The organism is Paraburkholderia sp. D1E (assembly GCF_052682275.1).
Window position 1 is genome coordinate 2,940,391 of the sequence record NZ_JBQYMB010000001.1, and the last position, 20,367, is coordinate 2,960,757.

General features: G+C 61.6%; 17 protein-coding genes. 12 read left to right on the forward strand and 5 right to left on the reverse strand.

Translation table 11 applies throughout. From position 1 onward, the window contains the following. The first annotated feature begins 245 nt into the window (after positions 1 to 245). Together cysS and ACUN0E_RS13220 are read left to right on the forward strand one after the other, a co-directional pair. Entirely contained in the window at positions 246 to 1,631 is a 1,386-nt protein-coding gene (gene cysS / locus ACUN0E_RS13215; RefSeq protein WP_445566852.1) for a cysteine--tRNA ligase, read from the forward strand. Positions 1,632 to 1,786: 155 nt separating this feature from the next. Then, the gene (locus ACUN0E_RS13220) at positions 1,787 to 2,179 is read left to right on the forward strand and encodes a carboxymuconolactone decarboxylase family protein (RefSeq protein WP_408339105.1); all 393 of its coding nucleotides are present in this window, start codon (positions 1,787 to 1,789) and stop codon (positions 2,177 to 2,179) included. Positions 2,180 to 2,191: 12 nt separating this feature from the next. Here the strand turns inward: ACUN0E_RS13220 and ACUN0E_RS13225 are convergent, their stop codons facing one another. From ACUN0E_RS13225 to ACUN0E_RS13235, 3 genes are all read right to left on the reverse strand, one after another. After that, entirely contained in the window at positions 2,192 to 2,884 is a 693-nt protein-coding gene (locus tag ACUN0E_RS13225; protein ID WP_445566853.1) for an HAD family hydrolase, read from the reverse strand. A 96-nt stretch (positions 2,885 to 2,980) separates the two neighbouring features. Continuing rightward, entirely contained in the window at positions 2,981 to 4,432 is a 1,452-nt protein-coding gene (locus ACUN0E_RS13230; protein ID WP_445566854.1) for a cytochrome-c peroxidase, read from the reverse strand. A 203-nt stretch (positions 4,433 to 4,635) separates the two neighbouring features. Continuing rightward, the gene (locus ACUN0E_RS13235) at positions 4,636 to 6,432 is read right to left on the reverse strand and encodes an alkaline phosphatase family protein (RefSeq protein WP_445566855.1); all 1,797 of its coding nucleotides are present in this window, start codon (positions 6,430 to 6,432) and stop codon (positions 4,636 to 4,638) included. A 374-nt stretch (positions 6,433 to 6,806) separates the two neighbouring features. On the opposite strand from ACUN0E_RS13235, the gene ACUN0E_RS13240 reads away from it, so the two are divergent. From ACUN0E_RS13240 to ACUN0E_RS13260, 5 genes are all read left to right on the forward strand, one after another. Further along, positions 6,807 to 7,382: an RNA polymerase sigma factor gene (locus tag ACUN0E_RS13240; protein ID WP_445566856.1), complete on the forward strand. Its 576-nt coding sequence runs from the start codon at positions 6,807 to 6,809 to the stop codon at positions 7,380 to 7,382. After that, positions 7,379 to 7,798, forward strand: a complete 420-nt coding sequence (locus tag ACUN0E_RS13245) for a hypothetical protein (RefSeq protein WP_445566857.1) — start codon at positions 7,379 to 7,381, stop codon at positions 7,796 to 7,798. The genes ACUN0E_RS13240 and ACUN0E_RS13245 overlap by 4 nt, the downstream gene beginning before the upstream one ends. Then, the gene (locus ACUN0E_RS13250; protein WP_445566858.1) at positions 7,795 to 8,328 is read left to right on the forward strand and encodes a periplasmic heavy metal sensor; all 534 of its coding nucleotides are present in this window, start codon (positions 7,795 to 7,797) and stop codon (positions 8,326 to 8,328) included. The genes ACUN0E_RS13245 and ACUN0E_RS13250 overlap by 4 nt, the downstream gene beginning before the upstream one ends. A 74-nt stretch (positions 8,329 to 8,402) precedes the next feature. Further along, entirely contained in the window at positions 8,403 to 9,980 is a 1,578-nt protein-coding gene (locus ACUN0E_RS13255; RefSeq protein WP_445566859.1) for a DUF1800 domain-containing protein, read from the forward strand. A gap of 5 nt (positions 9,981 to 9,985) precedes the next feature. After that, positions 9,986 to 11,134, forward strand: a complete 1,149-nt coding sequence (locus ACUN0E_RS13260) for a DUF1501 domain-containing protein (RefSeq protein WP_445566860.1) — start codon at positions 9,986 to 9,988, stop codon at positions 11,132 to 11,134. 164 nt (positions 11,135 to 11,298) lie between these two features. On the opposite strand, the gene ACUN0E_RS13265 is transcribed toward ACUN0E_RS13260, so the two are convergent. Next, positions 11,299 to 11,664, reverse strand: coding sequence for a BON domain-containing protein (locus tag ACUN0E_RS13265; protein ID WP_408225137.1), 366 nt, complete (start codon positions 11,662 to 11,664; stop codon positions 11,299 to 11,301). Positions 11,665 to 11,867: 203 nt separating this feature from the next. Between ACUN0E_RS13265 and ACUN0E_RS13270 the strand changes: the two genes are divergently transcribed. Together ACUN0E_RS13270 and ACUN0E_RS13275 are read left to right on the forward strand one after the other, a co-directional pair. Continuing rightward, positions 11,868 to 13,160: an MFS transporter gene (locus tag ACUN0E_RS13270; RefSeq protein WP_445566861.1), complete on the forward strand. Its 1,293-nt coding sequence runs from the start codon at positions 11,868 to 11,870 to the stop codon at positions 13,158 to 13,160. 344 nt (positions 13,161 to 13,504) lie between these two features. After that, positions 13,505 to 14,239, forward strand: coding sequence for an IclR family transcriptional regulator (locus ACUN0E_RS13275; protein ID WP_408225290.1), 735 nt, complete (start codon positions 13,505 to 13,507; stop codon positions 14,237 to 14,239). Positions 14,240 to 14,300: 61 nt separating this feature from the next. Here the strand turns inward: ACUN0E_RS13275 and ACUN0E_RS13280 are convergent, their stop codons facing one another. Beyond that, the gene (locus tag ACUN0E_RS13280) at positions 14,301 to 16,106 is read right to left on the reverse strand and encodes an acyl-CoA dehydrogenase (RefSeq protein WP_445566862.1); all 1,806 of its coding nucleotides are present in this window, start codon (positions 16,104 to 16,106) and stop codon (positions 14,301 to 14,303) included. Positions 16,107 to 16,371: 265 nt separating this feature from the next. Here ACUN0E_RS13280 and ACUN0E_RS13285 point away from each other — a divergent pair, with 265 nt between their 5' ends. From ACUN0E_RS13285 to ACUN0E_RS13295, 3 genes are all read left to right on the forward strand, one after another. Continuing rightward, positions 16,372 to 17,145: an SDR family oxidoreductase gene (locus tag ACUN0E_RS13285; RefSeq protein WP_408225128.1), complete on the forward strand. Its 774-nt coding sequence runs from the start codon at positions 16,372 to 16,374 to the stop codon at positions 17,143 to 17,145. A 169-nt stretch (positions 17,146 to 17,314) separates the two neighbouring features. Next, the gene (locus ACUN0E_RS13290; protein ID WP_445566863.1) at positions 17,315 to 18,538 is read left to right on the forward strand and encodes an acyl-CoA dehydrogenase family protein; all 1,224 of its coding nucleotides are present in this window, start codon (positions 17,315 to 17,317) and stop codon (positions 18,536 to 18,538) included. 115 nt (positions 18,539 to 18,653) lie between these two features. Then, complete coding sequence (locus ACUN0E_RS13295) at positions 18,654 to 20,363, forward strand: long-chain fatty acid--CoA ligase (RefSeq protein WP_445566864.1); 1,710 nt, start codon at positions 18,654 to 18,656, stop codon at positions 20,361 to 20,363. Positions 20,364 to 20,367: the final 4 nt, after the last annotated feature.

Genomic DNA, 20,367 nt, shown 5'->3' on the forward strand with positions numbered 1-20,367 from the left:
GCGTTAGCATCGTTTCCATGACCGCTTCTATCCATTCCCGTTCGCATTCTTTGCGCGCATGCTGTTGCAGCCTGCCAAGGGGAGCTTGCGTCTAGCGAGTCGATCTGTACACGTCCATAGCCCTGAGGCCACCCGTCACACGACCGGTGGCCTTTTTGTTTTGGTTTTTTCATTTTCGCTTTTTGCGCGCTGTTTCTACGTTGAGTTTTACGTTCACCAACGCGTTCGACACCACAGGAATTCACATGCCGCTCGCCCTCTACGACACCTGGTCGCGCACCTTGCGCGCTTTCACTCCGATTCAGGCAGACCATGTGGGCCTGTATTGCTGCGGCCCTACTGTGTACGACCACGCGCATATCGGCAACCTTCGAACCTACGTGTTCGAGGACGTGCTGCGGCGCGTGCTGGCGTTGAACGGCTATGCCGTGCGGCACGTCGTCAATATCACCGACGTGGGTCATCTGGTCTCCGATGCGGACGAAGGCGAAGACAAAATGGAGAAGGGTAGCCGGCGCACGGGCGAGTCGGCCTGGGCGATTGCGGAACGTTACACAGCAGATTTCATGAGCGACTGGCGCGCGCTGAACCTGCTGGAACCCACCGTGTGGTGCCGCGCGACCGATCACATTGCCGAACAGATCGAGTTCATTGCCGAACTCGAGCGCAAGGGCTACACATACCGCACGGCCGATGGCGTCTACTTCGATACGGGCAAACAGGACGATTACGGCTTTCTCGCACGACTTGATATAGCCGGCCCGCAGGCAGGGAAGCGCATTGCACTGGGAGAGAAACAGCGCGCGACGGATTTCGCGCTGTGGAAATTCAGCCCACCGGACACCATGCGGCAAATGGAGTGGGATAGCCCATGGGGAAGAGGTTTTCCCGGTTGGCACATCGAATGCTCGGCGATGTCGGCGAAATATCTAAGCCCGTGGTTCGACATTCATTGCGGCGGAGAAGATCACATCGCCGTGCATCACAGCAATGAGATTGCGCAGACCCAGGCGCGCCACGGAACCCGCCTCGCGAACTTCTGGATGCACGGCCATTTCCTCACGCTCGACGCGGGCAAGATGTCGAAGTCGGGTGGCGACTTCGTGCGCCTGCAGACGTTGATTGAGCGTGGCATCGATCCGCTTGCGTATCGTTATTTATGCCTGAGCGCGCATTACCGGAGCAGCTTGCGTTTCAATGCGGACGCGCTGGACGCTGCGCAATCCGCGTTGGACCGTTTGCGTAGAACTTATGTGCGGTGGCCAGACGGCGGTACGCCCGATCTGGATTTTTCCGCCCGCTTCCAGGCTGAGGTCGATCAGGATCTGAACCTGCCACGTGCGCTTGCTGTGTTGTGGGAAGTGGTCAGAAGCCATCTACCGGCGGCGACGCGGCGCGCAACGGTCGATCGTTTCGATGCCGTACTCGGGTTACGGCTCGCCGAATGGAAGGAGGACGCGGTAGCGGTTCCCGCGGATATCGCGCATATCGTCGGTGAGCGTGAAAAGGCCCGCGCGGCTAAAGACTGGAAGGAGGCCGACCGTCTGCGTGACCACTTAAGAGCCGAGGGCTGGCATGTTGAAGACAGTGCGAGTGGGCAGGTGCTGCGTCGGCTCGATAAGATGCAATAGCGATATCCGGGCGTGGCGGCCGTGCTCGTGCGTTCCAACGGCGCAATGCATTCGCTCGATCCGTCGGAATTCTGGGCACAATAGGCAACGCCGCGCCACTCGCGCACGAATCGCCGATTCCCCGCCGATTCCCGTTAGCAAGCAAAGGAGGACGTATGAGCCAGCTTAAAGCCGTTGAATATTCCGCAGCTTCGCCCGAAGTCAAAGCTGTCTACGACGACATCAAGCAGACCCGCCAGGTCGACGACGTCAATAACTTCTGGAAATACATCGCCCAGCATCCCCCTACGCTCGCTCGTACGTGGGACAGTCTGAAGGACGTGATGGCGCCGGGCGCGCTCGATCCGCTGATCAAGGAATTGCTCTACGTTGCCGTGAGCGTGACGAACAATTGCGCTTACTGCGTTGCGAGCCATACGGCTGCGGCCCGCCGCGCCGGTATGACCGACGAGATGTTCGGCGAGCTGCTGGCAGTGGTCGGCATGGCGAATGAGACTAACCGCCTCGCAGTGGGATATCGCGTACCGATCGACCCTGCGTTCGAGTAACGGCGCGTGCTCTCAGCCTTGCACGCCACGCCAGCCGGCGAGCAACGCGGGCAATTCGGCCATGTCCCGGAACACATGAACCGCGCCCGCGCCATGCAATGCAGTGGCGCTGCTGTGGCTCAGTTCCTTCGGGCAATAGCCGAACACCGTGGCGCCGGCGGCCACGCCTGCAGTCACGCCCGTGACGGTATCGTCCACGACGGCACATCGTTGCGGTTCTATGCCGACCCCCGCGGCCGCGGCGAGGTAGACATCGGGATACGGCTTGTTGCGCGGTGTTTCGTGGCCGCTGAAGATGCGCCCGTCGAAGCAGTCGAGGATACCGGCCTTCACAAGTTGTAATTCAACTTTGATGCGATCGGCGCCCGACGCGACCGCGATGCGTCCGTTAAGCGTCGTGTAAAGCGCGCGTACTGCTGACGCTGCGCCGTCAATCGCCATCAACTCGCGATCAAGCGCTTCATTACGGCGCGCGCGAAACTGCATGAGCCAATCCGCCGTAATCGCGAAGCCGGTGCGTGCTTCGATAAGTGCGGCTTCATCCTTGACGGCCTTGCCGACAAAAATGCGCATTGCCTCTTCAACGGTCAATTGCCAGCCCAACTCGCCGAGCATCTCGGTCAGCACGCGGTTGGTAATGGGTTCGGAGTCGACGAGCACGCCGTCGCAGTCGAAGAGTACGGCGTCGAAAGGGAAATCGGCCATCGGGCAGGATACGGATAGAGGTCGCGGAACCAGCAAGGATACCCCACCGGCTCGCGCGACGCTGCGCAAAGGCTATGTGACCGCCTCCTGTGGAGGTCAGGACCCTGCAGCCTTATACCCGTCACTCAGCGTTTTCATAAACGCAATGATGTCCTGAATATCCTGATCCGTCATGGCCGGTTGATCACCGAACTTGCGATCGAACGGCGCATCGGCGACGTCGACATTGGCGTGATACTGGGCCGGTAGATCGTTGTACTTCTGTACTTTCCCGGACGCATCGCGCGGATAGATCTTCTCAGGCGCCGTATTGCGCAGGTTGTAGAAGTCCATGACCTGCTTGAGATCGTGATACACGCCGTTATGGAAGAACACCTTACGCTCGGCAGCGTTGCGCAGGGTCGGTGTCAGGAACATTCCGCAGTACTGCGTTTCCTTCGTCATGTCATCGCGGAACGGGCCACACACGCCCATATCGAAGAACTTCGGATCCTTGTTGGCCGGAATGGCCGGATTACGCGGCACGCCGAGCGCCTCGTACTGCGTATCGGTAAACACCGGCGGCAGGCCATCCTTGCTAGGCTGACTCAAATGGCAACCCGCGCAGTTAGCCTTGTCCTTATCGTTGAACAACTGCAAGCCATGCAATTCAGCATGCGTCAGCCGTGCTTTACCTTCGAGCCAGTAATCGTACTTGCTGGTAAAGGCATGAAACGATTGATCTTCGGTCTGATACCGTCCCACGGCGAACATGGCTTCGGAGATCAGCAGGCTCGGATTGTTGAGGATGCCCGGGCCGAATATCTGTTTGAACTGCTCAACATACTTCGTTTGCAGCAGCTTGTGCGCGACATCCGCTTCTGTCGCATTGGCCATCTCCACCGGATTCATCAGCGGGCCGATTGCCTGGTTTTGCAAGGTATCGGCGCGGCCGTCCCAGAACAGTCCGCCTTGCGGCACCATCGCCGGAGCGGCGGGCGCGGCGAGCGCCGTCTTCTGTGCGCGCTGCACGCCGGCCGCCTGTGACGCCAGTTGCGTCATATCCACAGGCACATCGGTATCGCCCTGATCCGGCCCGATGCTGAACGGCGCCTGGCGGTACAGATACGCCAGCGACGGCGGCGGCCGATAGCCCGCCTGATTCATGTGCGCGCCGCCGAGTTGAACCGGGAATGCGTTATCCGGTGCGTACGAATGCTGCGCCGAGTGGCATGACGCACACGACTGCGTACCCGAGGCCGACAAGGTCTGGTCGAAGAAAATCTGTTTACCGAGCAGCGCAACCGCGCTCAGCGGCGCATCTTGCGGACGCATCAAACGAACCGGATGAGGATTCGCGCCGGTGATTTCTTCGACGATCGCGCCGACTGCGGGCGGCATCCGTTCCGGGTAGACGAGCGCGTACGCGCAAACCACGACGAGCGCGAGCACGATGCCGGTGGCGCTCCATGCGAGCAGCCTGAGCCACGAGCGACGGGTAATGACGGGACCCGGCTCACCGCCGGCAGGCAGATGCGAGGGCAGCACGGCGTCTGAAGGATGATTCATGGCGATGGTGATGAGTAATTCGATCGGATGCGATCAAAAAAGCAAATCGAGCCAGCACGTTTGCACTGGCTCGACGCCTAACTACAGCTTGGTGTGTTTCCTGTTCTTCCCCGCGGCGTGCTTCGTGCCGTCATGCACGAACAGCGCTCGTGCATGACGTGAAGGGAAGCGCACCGGAAGGGCAGTCCGCACGCGTGCCGGGATCAGCTGGCCGGCGGCGCGGACAGCTTCGTACCCAGGTTCTGATCCAGATACACCGTCGGATTGTTGCCGGAGCCTGAGAAGTTGAACATGTTCATGATGCTGCCCGCCGCTGCATCGAACGAACCGTTGCCAAGGCGTTGACCGCCGAGCCAGTTGTCCTCGATGAACTTGACAACCGACGCCTGGGTGATCGGCGTATCGTCGACGAAATTAACCTTCGCCCACGGCGACACTACGATAAACGGCGTACGCGTACCCGGGCCGCAACGGCCATTCACTGCGCCACCATTCACGCCCTGCGGTTGAACCGCACCCGTTGCCGTACACGCACCGGTGCCGCTCAGGTTGTCGGTGCCCGCCACCGTCTTGCCGCCCGCGGATTGCGCCGTGGTCGAGTCGAACGACGAGCTCGTCGGCGCCTTGTAGCGGTGGTCGTACCAGCCGTCCGAATCGTCGTAGGCGATGATCACGGCGGTGTTCTTCCAGTCAGGCTGTTGCTGCAGGAAGTTGATCACCTTCGTGACGAAAGCCTGTTCGTCGATCGGGTCCGAGTTACCCGGGTGCCCGTCGCTGATTGCCGGTGCCTTCAGGAAGCTCACCGACGGATAGTTGCCCGCCTTCACTGCGGCGAAGAAGTCGTCGGTGTCGTACTGGTGGTGAACCGGCGTTGCGGTGTTGTCGAGCGGATCGGTCGCGCCGATCACAGCCGCCGACGAAGGACGCGTATGCGCGAGGTTAGCCGTGGTCGGGTAGTATTGGAACCACGCGTGATGCTGCACGTAGTCGGCCTTGGTCGCGTTCAGCACTTGCGAGAATGTCGAGCGTGCGCAACCGGTCGTGCCGTTGGCATTCGTGGTCGTCAGATTGAAGCCGCCCATGAAGCCGCCCCACGTCAGACCCTTCGCGTTGAGCAGGTCGCCGATGTTCTTGTTGTTCGACGACATTGCGCCCGTCGGGGCGCTGCCCGCTGCGATCGTGCAGACGTCACCGGTCGGATCCAGGTCGCCGATCATCGTGAAGCCACCGGTCGAATCCGGAATCGCGTTGGCCGAGGTTCCGCCCGTCACCACGACGCCGTTGTTCTGGCCCGAGACCACTTCGAGTGCGCCAGGCGTCGACGGACCGTACGTGTCCGTGTACGCGTTCTGGTTCAGCGCGAAGTTCTGCGCGTAGTTCCACATCGCCGTGACCGTATTGCCGTCGAAGTAGCCGAGCACCTGGCCCTTCGTGGCGAACGCGCCGGTACTGCCAGCAATTGTCGAACCTGAGGCCGTGAACAGCGGGAACGAGTCCATCGCGCCATTGTTATACGCGAGCTGTTCCGCGGCATACGCGTGGTTCTGGCTCGAGGTATTGGCTTGCGAACGATCGAGACGGAACGGCAGCAGATCGGCTGCCGGCAGGCCGAGGCCCGCGATCGTCACGGCGCCGACCGTGCGGCCTGCCGTGTTCGGCGAGGTCGCGAGCGCGTTCGGGTTCGCAGTGATCAGGTTGTTGCTGCTGAGGTTGTTGACCGCGGGCGTGCCTGTGGCTGCCGTGAATTGCGGCTCGCCAACCGGGTTGCTGGCCTGCGGGTAGGTCGCGAAGTAGTGGTCGAACGAGACGTTCTCGCCAAAGATCACTACTACGTGTTTGATCGGCGTGGTCGTCGTGACAGCGTCCTGCGCCGACACCGTGACTACCGGTGTCGATGCAGTCGCCGGCGCCGACGCCGTCGAGCTCACACTATTGTTTCCGCAAGCTGCGAGCGCAAGCATCGCAGCAAACGGGATGGGTAAGAGGGTTCTACGGAACATGTGACTGGCTCCAGATTCGACTTCGCCGTTCAGCGTTTCCAGTGATGCACGTGTGGATGTTCGCTGGGGATATTGTTAGAAATACAGCTAGTGGTCTTACCGCAAGAAACAGCGCGCATTGGAACACCCGCTGATTAAGATTTGAGGGCGCGAACATTACGCTACCTATCTGTCGCCATTCATTTGAATAACGTTTGCTGTCGTTAAGCTTTCGTTGGCCTGCGATGTGAAGGCCGCTTTGTTGGCTACGACGGGCACGCATCGGCACGTTTCTCTCTCATGCCAATCAGAGCGACGGATTTCTCCGGCTACTGCGTTCAAGAAGAAACAGAGCCGCTTAGGGCTTCAACCCTTGTGGGAGAAAGCAACATCATGTGGAGCCGCATGCCTTGAGCGAACGCGATCCCGATGCGGAACTGCTGGCGGGGGTTGCGCGACAAGACCCGGCCGCCGTCCGTTCGCTCGTCGCGCGCAAGCTGCCGCGTCTGCTCGCGCTCGCCACGCGCATGCTGGGAGATCGCATGGAAGCGGAAGACGTGGCGCAAGAAGTCTTCGTGCGGATCTGGAAACAGGCTTCGCGCTGGCGAGAGGGCGAGGCGAAGGTCGATACGTGGGTGCATCGCGTCGCGCTCAATCTTTGCTATGACCGCTTGCGCGGCCGCCGCGAAGTCCCGTACGACGACATGCCCGACGAGATCGACCCTGCCGCGTTGCCCGACGCCGCCCTCGAAGCGCGCGCCCAGGACGAGCGCGTTCGCGAGGCGCTCGCCGCATTACCGGCACGCCAGCGCGAGGCGCTGGTGCTCAATTACTACCAGGAGATGTCGAACATCGACGCTGCCGCCCTGATGGGCATCACGGTCGATGCGTTGGAAAGTCTGCTGGCACGTGCGCGCCGCAATCTGCGCGCCCAACTGGCCGGCAGCGGCCTTAGCAAGGACAAGTCATGACGCCCGAAAGATTTCATCAGATTGTCGAAGCCTACGGTGCCGATCCGCGCCGCTGGCCGCAACAGGAACGCGCAGCGGGAGAGGCCTGGGCCGCGGCGCATCGCGTCGAGGCCGATGCGCTGCTGGCGGATGCGGCCGGCATCGATGCGTGGCTGGCGGCCGACAAGGTCGATCCGCCGGGCGCGGCGTTGCAGCAGCGCATCATCGGCAGCGCACCGGAACGGCGGCCTGCCGCGCCGCGCCGGCGCTTGTGGTGGTCGGGTGCGGCCGTGGCAGGCGTCGGACTGCTCGGTGGCGTGGCCGGTGCTTTTGCAGTGTCGTTCTTCGTATTGACGGGAGCGGTTCCGCAGGCGCATGAGTCTTCTTACTTAACTTCGAGTTTCGGTGGGTCCTCCGCCGATTGGAGCGGCGAATGAACGGCCGGTCATGGAAAATCGTGCTGGCGGTTTCGCTGGTGCTCAACGTGTTTCTGCTGGGCGCGATTGTGGGTGGTGCTTATCAATGGTTCGCGGCGCATGGCGCGATGACCCCGGTGCTGGCGCAGCAGCGCACGGCGCTGCGCTTCGCCGCCGAAACGCTGCCGGCCGAACGTCAGAAGGCCTTTATCGACGGCTTGAGGAATGCACGCCGCGAGGGCAAGGAGTTTGCCCGCGAGGGGCGTGAAGGGCGCCACGACGTATTGCGTCTGCTTGCCGCGCCACAGTTCGATCGCGCGGCGCTGGACGCAGCGTTGGCCCGCACGCGTGAGGCCGACAGCAGCTTGCGTGCGCAAGTGGAGGGCAGTGTGGCGGATTTTGCGGCAACGCTGTCGCCCGAGGAACGCGTCGAATTCGCTGACAGCCTGAAGCTGCGCGGTCAGTGGCGTGAGCCGCAGCCGGCGGCCAATCCGAACAAGCCGCAGAAGCCGGCTGCGAGTGGCGCTTCGAGTGAAGCTTCTGGCGAATAAAAAATTCTGGGCGAGCGCGACGGATTTCATCGTGGCGGTCGTTTAAAGAAATATCCAACGCCGAAGAGGACGGTATGGCTACCTCACCGAACATGAATGCCGCGGCGATTGCGCTGAACCGCTTCGGCCTTGGTGCCCGTGCCGACGACACGCCGCCCGCCGACCCGAAGGGATGGCTGCTCGCGCAGTTCGAGCAGTATCAGCCGCGGCCTGCCGCATGGGCGAGCCAGCCTGATTCGGTGGTGCTGTCCACCGAGCTGGCACAGCAGCGCATGCAACTGAACCAGTTAAACCGGCAGAATCCGCAGAACCTCAGCGATGGCGCAAGCGCCAATCAGGCGAATGTGCAGGCCAATGCACCAACCAATGCGCAAACCAATGCGCAAACCAATGCGCAAACCAATGCGCAAACCACTGGCCAAAGTACACCAGAAACCACTGCCCAGACTGCTAAGCAAGCCGAACGAAAAGCGCTGCGCGGTGAAGTGCTCGACCTGTACCGTTCCTCGGTGAACGCGCGGGTCGCAAGCGCACTGACCACGCAGACGCCTTTCATCGAACGGCTGGTTCATTTCTGGGCGAATCACTTCGCAGTATCGACGGAAAAACCTGGCGTCGCGGCACTGGCCGGCTCGTTCGAAGCGGAAGCGATCCGCCCGCATGTGCTCGGCCGTTTCGAAGACATGCTGGTTGCGGTGGAACGTCATCCGGCCATGCAGTTGTTTCTCGATCAGACGCGCTCCGTCGGTCCGGACAGCATGGCGGCGATGCGCGCCGCGCAGCGCAATCCTGACGTCAAACGTGGTCTGAATGAAAATCTGGCGCGCGAAATCATGGAGCTGCATACGCTCGGCGTGCGCAGTGGCTATAACCAGGACGACGTCACCGAATTCGCCCGCGCACTGACCGGCTGGAGTCTCGCCGGTAATCCTGGCAATCCGAACAATCCAGGCAACCCGCTTCGGCAAGGCATGCCGCCGAATACTGCGCCAGGCACTTTCGTATTTCGCACCGCGCTGCACGAACCGGGCTCGAGAACCATCATGGGCCGTCGTTATGACCAGCCGGGAGAAGAGCAGGCGCTCGCGATCCTGCATGACCTCGCAAGCGCGCCCGCGACGGCGCAGCACATCGGCGGCAAGCTCGCCCGTCACTTCGTCGCGGACAATCCTCCGCCGGACGTGAGCGAGCGGCTCGCGAACGCTTTCGCGCGCAGCGGTGGCGATCTGCCGACCGTGTACCGGACGTTGCTCGACATGCCGCAAGCGTGGTCGCCGATCGCGGTGAAGTTCAAGACACCGTGGGAATGGACCATTTCTTCGATGCGCGGGCTCGGCTGGCAGGACGTCGGCAACCTGCAGACCGCGCCCATTCTGACGCAGCTCGGTCAGCCAGTATGGCGCCCGGGCTCGCCCGCCGGTTACGACGACATCGCCGCGAGCTGGGCGGCGCCCGATGCGCTCGTGCGCCGCGTCGAAGTGGCGCAGCGCTTCGCGTCGCGCGTCGGCGACCGGCTCGATGCGCGCTCGCTCGGCCAGACCTTGCTGGCCGGCTCGCTCAGTGCGCCGACTGCTGAGGCTGTGTCGCGAGCCGAAAGCGCGTCGACGGCGATTGCACTGCTGCTGGTCTCGCCCGATTTTCAACGGAGATGAACGCCATGCTTTCACGCCGCAAATTTTTGAGCGTCGCCGCTGCAGGCGCAGGCGCGATTCTCGTGTCGCCGCAGATTGCGTTTGCCAGCGTCGCAACCGATCGCCGCTTCGTGTTCGTGATCCAGCGTGGCGCGGCCGACGGGTTGAACATCGTCGTGCCGTACGCCGAACCGGCCTACGCGACACTGCGCGGTGCGCTCGCGATCGACCCATCCAAAGCGACCAGGCTCGACGGCACCTTCGCGCTGCATCCCTCGCTCACGCAGACCGCCGCAATGTATGCGGACCATCAGGCGCTGTTCGTCCACGCGGTGGCGTCGCCGTATCGCGATCGCTCGCACTTCGACGGGCAGAACGTGCTGGAGACCGGCGGCACGTCGCCGTATCAGATGAAGGACGGCTGGCTGAACCGGCTCGCCGCATCGATGCCCACCACGCGCGAGAACGCGATCGCCTTCGCGCCGACTGTGCCGATGGCGCTGCGCGGCAAGGCGGCGGTGACGTCGTACGCGCCCTCGGGCTTGCCGCAGGCGCCTGACGATCTGCTCATGCGGGTCGCGCAACTGTACGACCAGGATGCGCAATTGCGGCCGCTGTGGGAGTCGGCAATGACCGCGCGCGGGCTCGCGGGCGACGCCGGTGCGCGTCAGGACCCGGCGAGCCTCGGCAAGCTCGCCGCCGGTTTTCTGTCGCGCGACGACGGTCCGCGTATCGCGATGATCGAGACCGGTGGCTGGGACACGCATACCGCGCAGAACGCGCGCCTCGCCAATCAGTTGAAAGCGCTCGATACGATGCTTGCGGCGTTGCGCGACGGCATGGGTCCGTTGTGGAACAAGACCACCGTCGTGGTGGCCACGGAGTTTGGCAGAACCGCCGCCGCTAACGGCACGGGAGGCACCGACCATGGCACCGGCTCGGTTGCGATGGTGCTGGGTGGATCGGTGGCGGGCGGACGCGTGCTTGCCGATTGGCCCGGCCTGAAACCGGGCGACCTTTACGAAGCGCGCGACCTCAAGCCCACCATGTCACTGGATGCCTTGATCGCCGGCGTTGCGAGCGAAAGCCTCGGACTCGATCCGCAACGCACGGCCAGCACGTTGTTTGGCCAGACCGCGGGAATGCGGCCGATGACGGGCCTCGTGCGTGCGTAAGCTGATTATCACCATGGGCACGTAATACGTCGATTGCGCGCAAGCGCGCCTGGGTGATGGTTTCAAATACCAGGACAATCTGAGGACGATAGGCACCGCCACAAATGGGTTTTTGCGGTGCTGCCTATCGCAACCTGTCGTCGTTCATCATGCGCCTGGCGCGATTAACCCCCACCGCCTTGCGTGCCGAGCGTCAGCTTGTTGTTCACCGACTTTACGCCGGCAACACCCTTCGCCACTTCCTCCGCTTGCGGAATCTGCGCACCATCAGGCACCGATCCAGTCAGCGTTACTGCGCCGCCACGCGCCCGGACAAACACGTTCGACACATCAAAACCCTGTGCTTTCGCCAAAGCCTTGCGTACGGTCAGACCCAACTTGCGGTCCGTGCTCTTCATCGCCTTTGTATTCGGAGCCGGCGCCGCCATGGCGCCCGACGCCATGGCGTCGCTCGACTGGGCATAGGCGCTGGACGCAGTCGCCACACACAATGCGATGCCGAGCGCCTTCAATAGATTGACTGTTTTCACGTTTTCTCCATTTCTCGAAAAGTTGATGTCGCATCGTTGCATGCAAAAAACCACGCGCCTGCAAGCATTTTTCCGCCCACATGGAGTTCCCTGTCTTGTAGAAGAGTGACGTGTGAAGCTCCCAGCGCGCTTAAACAATACTCCAGCAAACGCACCCGTGTTGAAAAAACTGACCCATCCGCCCGGTGCACGATTCACCTATCATGGCGGCTTCGATCATCAAAGGCGCTCCGCAGATGTCTGACGGCGTACAGCAGCAACTCCTTGAGCCACGCACGGATGCCCCTGCATCGTCGATCGATTACGGCCTGTGGGCATTGACCTTCAGCTACGTGCTCAGCCAGTTTTTTCGCAGCTATATCGCTGTGATCTCCACCCAGTTGATCGGCGATTTCCATTTCTCGCCGCAAATGTTCGGCTGGTTCGCCGGTTCGTTTTTTCTCGTGTTCGCCATGGCGCAACTGCCGGTCGGCATCATGTTCGACCGCTACGGCGTGCGCGGACCGACCGCGCTTCTGATGGGCATCGGCGCCGCGTGCGCCGGCATTCTTTCGATGACGACGAGCGCAACCGTTGCGCTCGTCGCGCAAGCCGGCATCGGACTGGGTTGCGCGCCCATCTTCATGGGGCTGCTCAATTACGTCCTGCATTCCGGCCACGGCACGCGCAATGTGCGCGCCGTCACGACGGCGAGTGCGATCGGCATGGCGGGGGCACTGCTGGCTGCGTTTCCGCTGAGCCGGGCAACAGCGAGCTTTGGCTGGCGTCCGGTCATGGTCACTGCCGCGCTCGCCATGCTATGCGCGACGCTTGGCGTCGTATGCTTTGTGCGCCGGCGCGATGCCGCCGCGCATGAACAAAGTCTCGCTGCATTGCAACACGCCGCAAGCGCAGTGAAACGGCGCACTGGTTTCTGGACCTTGATGCCCGCTTGTCTCGCGCTATCGGTCGGCAGCACGTTCCGTACGTCATGGGGCGGACCGTATCTCGCCGACGTATACGGCTTCGACGTCATCGCGCGCGGCAATGCAATGACCGTCACCAGCGTGATCGGGATCGCCGCCTCCTTCTGTATTCCTGTGGCCGTGCGGTTCTGCGCGCCCAAGCTTATTTCGCTGCTGTGGCTGATCGCCGGCGTGCTGGCGGCGTTGGTGCTCGCCGTCAGTCCGGACGGCAACTGGCTCGTCAGTGTTGCGTTGATATGCGTGTTGTTCTCGGTCGGCTCGATTCATCCGCTCGTGATGTCGCAAGCGCGCGCCATCATTGCGCCGCGCCGGCTCGGCCTCGGTTTGGGCCTGCTCAACAGCCTCGTTTTTCTCGGTGTGGCGCTGACCAGCAGTTGTTTCGGCTGGATCGCGGGCGCCGCGAAACAGGCGCATCTATTGAACGCGGGAATCTACTCGGCGTTGTTTGCCGTGACCGTCGTGCCGCTTGCGATCGGCGCGGTGGTTTATTTTTTCAGCCCGGTGGTCGCTGCGCCGAAAGAAGAAATCTGAGCCACTGTTTGCGTTGAGCTGCTTAAGCCTGCGTCCAACTTCAGTTCAGACACGTCTTCGCCAGGTGCCCGCACCGATTTCGTGCGCGCCGTGACTCCGGACTATAATTTCGCAGCCCGGCTTACCCTTGGTCCGGGCACGGTTTGTCCTTCAAAGGGTGCCGTTTCGCGGGAGCGCGTTTCATTTTGAGCAAAACCCATAACAGCCCGATCGATAATCCGGTCGACATCCCGAACGTCGGCGAAGCTGCGCAAAAACCCGCTGCGGCCGCGAGAACCAATACGGTCCTTGCGAGCCGGACGGCGCACGAGGCACACAAAGACGACCGCCATTTCGTCACGGCGCTGGCACGCGGGCTCGAGGTGCTGGCGTGCTTTCGCTCAGGCGACAAATCGTTGAGCAATCAGGAACTCGCATTGCGTTGCAAGTTGCCGAAATCGACGGTATCGCGCTTGACGCATACGCTTACGCTACTCGGCTATCTGATTCATTTGAAAGAGAGCGGCAAATACCGGCTTGGCACGGCTTCGCTCGCGCTAGGCAGCGCGATGCTGGCGCGGCTCGATGTGCGCAAGATTGCCCGGCCGGTGATGCAGGAACTGGCCGACATCTCCGGCGCAACGGTGTCGCTGGGAACGCGCGACCGGCTCTCGATGATCTACGTGGAAAATTGCCGGGCCTCCGTTGCGCTCACGCTGACGCTTGAAGTCGGTTCGCGTATTCCGGTCGCCACGTCGGCGATTGGCCGTGCGTGGCTCGCGGCGATCCCTGAACACGACCGTCTCAGCTTCATGGAACAGGTGCGTGAGCTCGATCACGTGGCGTGGCCGAAAACCCGTCGCGGCATTGAGAAGGCGCTCGAAGATTACAGCACGCTGGGCGTCACGACTTCATTCGGGGACTGGCAGAAAGAGGTGAACGGCATCGCGCGTGCTTTCCAGCCGGGTGGCGAACTGCCGATCATGGCGATCAATGTCGGCGGCCCTTCATTCAAGCTCTCCAAAGAATTTCTGCTCGAAGAAGTGCGGCCCCGGTTGATCGATGTGGTGACGCAGCTGGAAAGCGCGCTGTCGCATTGAACGGTATCAAGCGACATCCAGCCACAAGGATGCCGCGTCTACCCGAATAGCGTCGCAGCACTCAGAACCACTGGGGCGCCATGCTGAGCGTCGTATCGTCGAGACCGCGCAGCGTGGCAAGCATTAGCGAAACGCGCGGCAATTCCCAACGGAAGAACCACTGGCAAGCATGCAGTTTGCCGCGATAGAAGTCGCTATCGGCTGCGCTTTTCGCATCGGGTAGCGCAGCGCTCGCGACGATCGCCTGCCGCAACCAGGTCCACGCAATCACGATATGGCCGAATGCTTCGAGAAAGGCATTCGCGTTGGCGAGCGCGCGCTCGCTTTCGCGGGCCAGCGTGGGCAATAACGCTTCGACCGTGCCAGTCAACTCGTTCCATGCTTTGCTGAGTGAATCGGCATGCGCCTGCAGCGCCGAATGAACTCGCGCCGCTTCAACGCTGCGTTGTATTTCGCGCTCCAGTTGCTTGAGCGCAGCGCCCTGTTTCATGACCACTTTGCGGCCCAGCAGATCGAGTGCCTGAATACCGTGCGTGCCTTCGTGAATCATGTTCAGGCGATTGTCGCGATAGAACTGCTCGACCGGATATTCACGCGTATAGCCGTAACCGCCGTGAATCTGGATCGCCAGGCTATTCGCTTCAAGGCACCACTGCGAGGGCCACGATTTCACCACGGGTGTTAGCAGATCGAGCAGCAGGCCCGCTTCCGCGCGCGCCGTATCGTTCTCGCCAGTATTCTGTTCGTCGACGAGGCGTGCCGCGTACAGGCACAGCGCGTATGCGCCTTCCACGTAGGCCTTTTGTGCGAGCAGCATGCGGCGCACGTCGGCGTGTTCGATCAATGGCAATTGCGGATCGAGCGGGTTCTTGTTATCCGGACGCCGCCCTTGCGGCCGTTCGCGTGCGTAATCGAGCGAGGCCAGATAGCCGCGATAGCCGAGCATGACCGCACCGAGGCCTACGCCGATGCGCGCCTCGTTCATCATGTGGAACATATAAGCGAGACCCTGATGCGGCTCTCCCACCAGTTCGCCGATGCATTCGCCGCGTTCACCAAACGACAGCATGGTCGACGTCGTGCCGCGCCAGCCCATCTTATGAATCAATCCCGCGAGCGCGACATCGTTACGACCGCCGAGGCTGCCGTCGTCGTTGACGTGGAACTTTGGCACCGTGAACAGCGAAATGCCTTTAACGCCCGGCGGCCCGCCGGGAATGCGCGCCAGCACCAGGTGGACGATGTTCTCGCTCAATTCGTGGTCGCCACCGGAAATGAAAATCTTGTTGCCGCGGATCGAATAGGTGCCGTCTTCGTTGGGCGCCGCACTGGTGACGAGATCCGAGAGACTCGAGCCCGCTTGCGGCTCGGTCAGCGCCATTGTGCCGAACGCGCGGCCTTCGAATAAGGCCTGCAGATACTTGCGTTTCTGCTTGGCGCTGCCGAAACGTTCGATCACGTTCGCATTCGCCGTGGTCAGCATCGCGTAAGACGACGTGGCGATGTTGGCGCTCTTGAAGAGCGACAGGCAGGCAAAGGAAATGACCGAAGGCAACTGCATGCCACCCCATTCGTAGTCTTTACCCGACGCAAGAAAACCGGCCGAACGGAATGCGTCGAGTGCTTCCTTGACCTCCGCGGGCATCGTGACACGTTGGCCGTCGAATTGCGGTTCGTGCTCGTCGGAGAGGCGGTTGTGCGGTGCGAACTTTTCGGTGGCAACCGCATGAGCGGTTTCAAGCGCGGCGTTGAAAGTCTCGCGGCTGTGGTCGGCGTGGCGTGTGCGCTGTGTGAGCGTTTCGGCTTCGAGCACTTCGAATAGCTGGAATTCCAGGTCACGCGAGTTGATGATCAACGCATCTTGCATGGGAGAAGACCCGTCTAAAAGTGAGCCGCTATGCAGAACAGCTACGCGACAAGTACAAAAACGCCTGCGTTCGCACTGATGCGGCCCGATTGGGACGTGCGGTATTCGGGTAAGTCCCGATGATCCGCCCATCGAAGATGCGTGTCAGTTTAAATCAAAAGTGAATGAGCGTGCTTTTATTTACACGCCGAATTTCGGCACGTATGATGGTCACAGAATCTGGAATATAAGTCTGCATTGCAGAACAACTTGGAGGAGCGTCGTAATGTCTGTGAAAGACCTGTTTCAACTGGACGGCAAGGTTGCACTGATCACCGGTGGCTCTCGTGGGCTCGGCCTGCAAATGGCCGAGGCGCTGGGAGAGATGGGCTGCCGCGTGGCCATCACGGCGCGCAAGGCCGACGAACTCGCCGAGGCGAAATCGCATCTGCAAAGCCGGGGCATCGCGGTGCAGACGATAGTCAACGATCTGCAGCGCTTCGAGGGTATCCCTGGTCTCGTGGATGAAGTGCTCGGCCTGCATGGCGGCATCGACATTCTCGTGAACAACGCTGGTGCGACTTGGGGCGCACCCGCCGAGGACTATCCCGACGAAGCGTGGCACAAGGTGATGAACCTGAATGTCCACGCACCGTTTTTCGTCGCTCGCGAAGTCGGTAAGCGCAGCATGATTCCGCGCCATGCCGGCAAGATCATCAATATCGCCTCGGTAGCGGGGCTGAAGGGCTCGCCGCCCGGCATGAACACGATTGCGTACAACACGTCCAAGGCCGCGGCGATCAACTTCACGCGGGCGCTCGCGGCGGAGTGGGGCAAGTACAACATCAACGTGAATGCTATCTGCCCGGGCTTCTTCCCGTCGAAGATGTCGGCAGGCTTGCTCGACAAACTCGAAGACACCATCGTCTCGCGCACGCCGTTGCAGCGTCTCGGCGGCGACGAAGATCTCAAAGGCCCGGTCGTGTTCCTCGCGAGTGAAGCGTCGCGTCATATTACGGGCCAGTATTTCGCCGTGGATGGCGGCTCGATCATTGTCTGAGTGACCGGTTTCGAGGCGCAGTGCGAGGGTATTGCCGCGCTTCGCTCGCGTAAACAACAGCTTTGCATGGGACCGGAGTAACGCGCTAAAGCGCGAACTCTGATCGACCGCCTTGCATGGGACCGGAGTAAGCGCTAAAGCGCTAACTCCGGTCGACAGGAGACGCCGTATGGATTTTCAGTACTCGGATAAGGTCAAGAGCTTGCAGCAGCGCCTGAACGCTTTCATGGACGAATACGTCTATCCAGCCGAGGCGATCTTCGAAACGCAGATGGATGCCGCGCGCGAATCCGGTAACCGGTGGCAGCCCGCGCAGGTGATCGAGGAACTGAAAGAGAAAGCGAAGGCCGTGGGCTTGTGGAATCTGTTCCTGCCCGAGTCGAAATACGGCGCGGGGCTCACCAATCTTGAATACGCGCCGCTGTGCGAAATCATGGGGCGCTCCCATATCGGTGCGGAGCCGTTCAACTGCTCCGCGCCGGACACGGGCAACATGGAAACGCTGGTGCGTTACGCCACGCCCGAGCAGCAACAACAATGGCTGCTGCCCTTGCTCGACGGCACGATCCGTTCGGCATTTGCCATGACAGAGCCGGAGGTGGCGTCGTCGGATGCAACCAATATCGAAGCGCGCATTGAACGCGACGGTGACGACTACATTCTGAACGGCCGCAAATGGTGGACCTCGGGCGCAAACGATCCACGCTGCAAGGTGCTGATCTTCATGGGCAAGTCCAATGCGGATCATACGAACCGGCATCAGCAGCAGTCGATGATTCTGGTGCCCAAGGACACGCCCGGCGTGAAAGTGCTGCGTCATCTGCCAGTATTCGGCTATGACGACGCGCCACACGGCCACGCCGAAATCTCATTTGAAAACGTGCGCGTGCCGGCCAGCAACATGCTGCTCGGCGAGGGCCGCGGCTTCGAGATCGCGCAAGGGCGGCTCGGACCGGGCCGCATCCATCACTGCATGCGATTGATTGGGCGCGCGGAGCGCGCACTCGAAGCGATGTGCCGCCGTTCGCTGGAACGCGTGGCATTCGGTCGGCCGATCGCCGATCAGGGCGTCACACGTGAACGGATTGCGAATGCGCGCATCATGATCGACCAGACGCGTTTTCTGGTGCTGAACGCGGCGCACAAGATGGATACGGTCGGCAACAAGGACGCGCGTCAGGAAATCGCCATGATCAAGGTGGCGGCGCCCAGCATGGCATGCCAGGTGATCGATTGGGCGATGCAGGTGCACGGCGGCGGCTCGGTCAGCGACGACTTCGGCCTCGCGCGCGCGTATGCGAGTTCGCGCACGCTGCGTTTTGCGGATGGTCCCGACGAAGTGCACCGCAACGCCATCGCAAAGGTGGAGCTTGGACGCTACCTCGGGCGTTGATGAAACGCCTGACGCCGTTGACTCATTAGCCGGTCGCATCCGCCACGCGGCGGATGTGAATGAAGCGCGCACCCTCAGGGTGAAACGCGCACAGACAGTAAGGCAGGAGACGCCTATGAACGAACGCCATCACCCGCATTGGCCGCCGCAAGTGCCACTGCATCTGACGCTGCCCGAGACCAGCATTTTCTATAACGCCGAGGTGTCGGCGGCGCGCTTTCCCAACAAACCGTTCATCGTCTTCTACGACACACCGGTCACGTTCGGCGAGTTCAAGGACGAAGCTGAGCGCATCGCGGGATTCCTTCAGCAGGAGTGCCACGTCAAGGCGGGCGACCGCGTGCTGCTTTATATGCAGAACAGCCCGCAATGGATCATTGCCTACTATGGGATCCTGCGCGCGAACGCCGTGGTGGTGCCGGTCAATCCAATGAACATGACCGGTGAGTTGGTTCACTACGTCGAAGACAGCGGGGCGACGACGATCATCACGCCGCAATGCCTGTTCGCGAACGTCGAACCGTTGATCGGCACCGGGCCCGGTCAGGGTATCGAGCATGCAATCGTCGCGACGTATAGCGATTACCTGAAGCGGCCGTCGCCGATTCCCGTGCCGGAATTCGTGGCGGCGCCGTGCAAGACCTTCGATATTCCCGGCGTCACGCCCTGGCGTGACGTGCTCGAGCGGCGTATCGCTCCGGGTCCGCTCACCAGCGGTCCAGACGACCTGTGCGTGATGCCGTATACGTCCGGCACCACGGGCAAGCCGAAGGGCTGCATGCACACGCACCGCAGCGTGATGAGCACGCTGCTCGGCGGGTGCGTGTGGTTTTCGGCGCCGCCGGACGGTGTGTATCTATCGATATTGCCGTTCTTTCACGTGACCGGCATGCAAGGCGGCATGAACAGCGCGGTCTTCTCGGGAGCCACGATTATCGTGTTGCCGCGCTGGGATCGGGAAGCGGCGGCGCTATGCATGCAGAAATATCGCGTGACCGCGTGGCAGTCGATCACGGCGATGATGGTCGACTTTCTCTCGAATCCGAAGCTCGGCGAATACGATCTGTCGAGCCTGACGGGTGCACGCGGCGGCGGCGCGGCGATGCCGGATGCCATTGCCAGAAAGCTCAAATCGCTGACGGGGCTCGATTATGTAGAAGGCTACGGCATGTCCGAAACGATTGCCGGCACGCACATCAATCCGCCGCATCGACCGAAACCGCAATGCCTGGGCATTCCGGTGTTCGACGTGGACTCGCGCGTGATCGATCCGGTCACGTTGCAGGAACTCCCGCAAGGCGAAACGGGCGAGATCATTGTGAACGCGCCGCAGGTGATGCAAGGCTACTGGCGCAATCCGAAAGGTACCGAAGAAGCGTTTATCCAACTCGACGGCAAGCGTTTTCTGCGGACCGGCGACCTCGGTCATATCGACGAGGAGGGGTATTTCTTCATGACCGATCGCCTTAAGCGCATGATCAACGCGTCAGGCTACAAGGTCTGGCCCGCGGAAGTCGAAGCGCTGATGTACCGGCATCCGGCGATTCAGGAGGTGTGCGTGATCGGCGTGAAAGACGCGAAGCGCGGTGAAACCGTGAAGGCGCTTGTAGTGCCCGCTGCGACACACGCTGGCGCGATCAGCGAGCAGGACATCATCGACTGGTCGCATGAGCAGATGGCGTCTTACAAGGCGCCGCGTATCGTCGAATTCGTGACGTCGCTGCCGAAATCGGGTAGCGGCAAGATCCTGTGGCGCAAGTTGCAGGAAGAGGACGCGGCGCGTACGGCGGCGGCCGATGAGAGCAACGGTACCCGGGGAGGCTGACAGC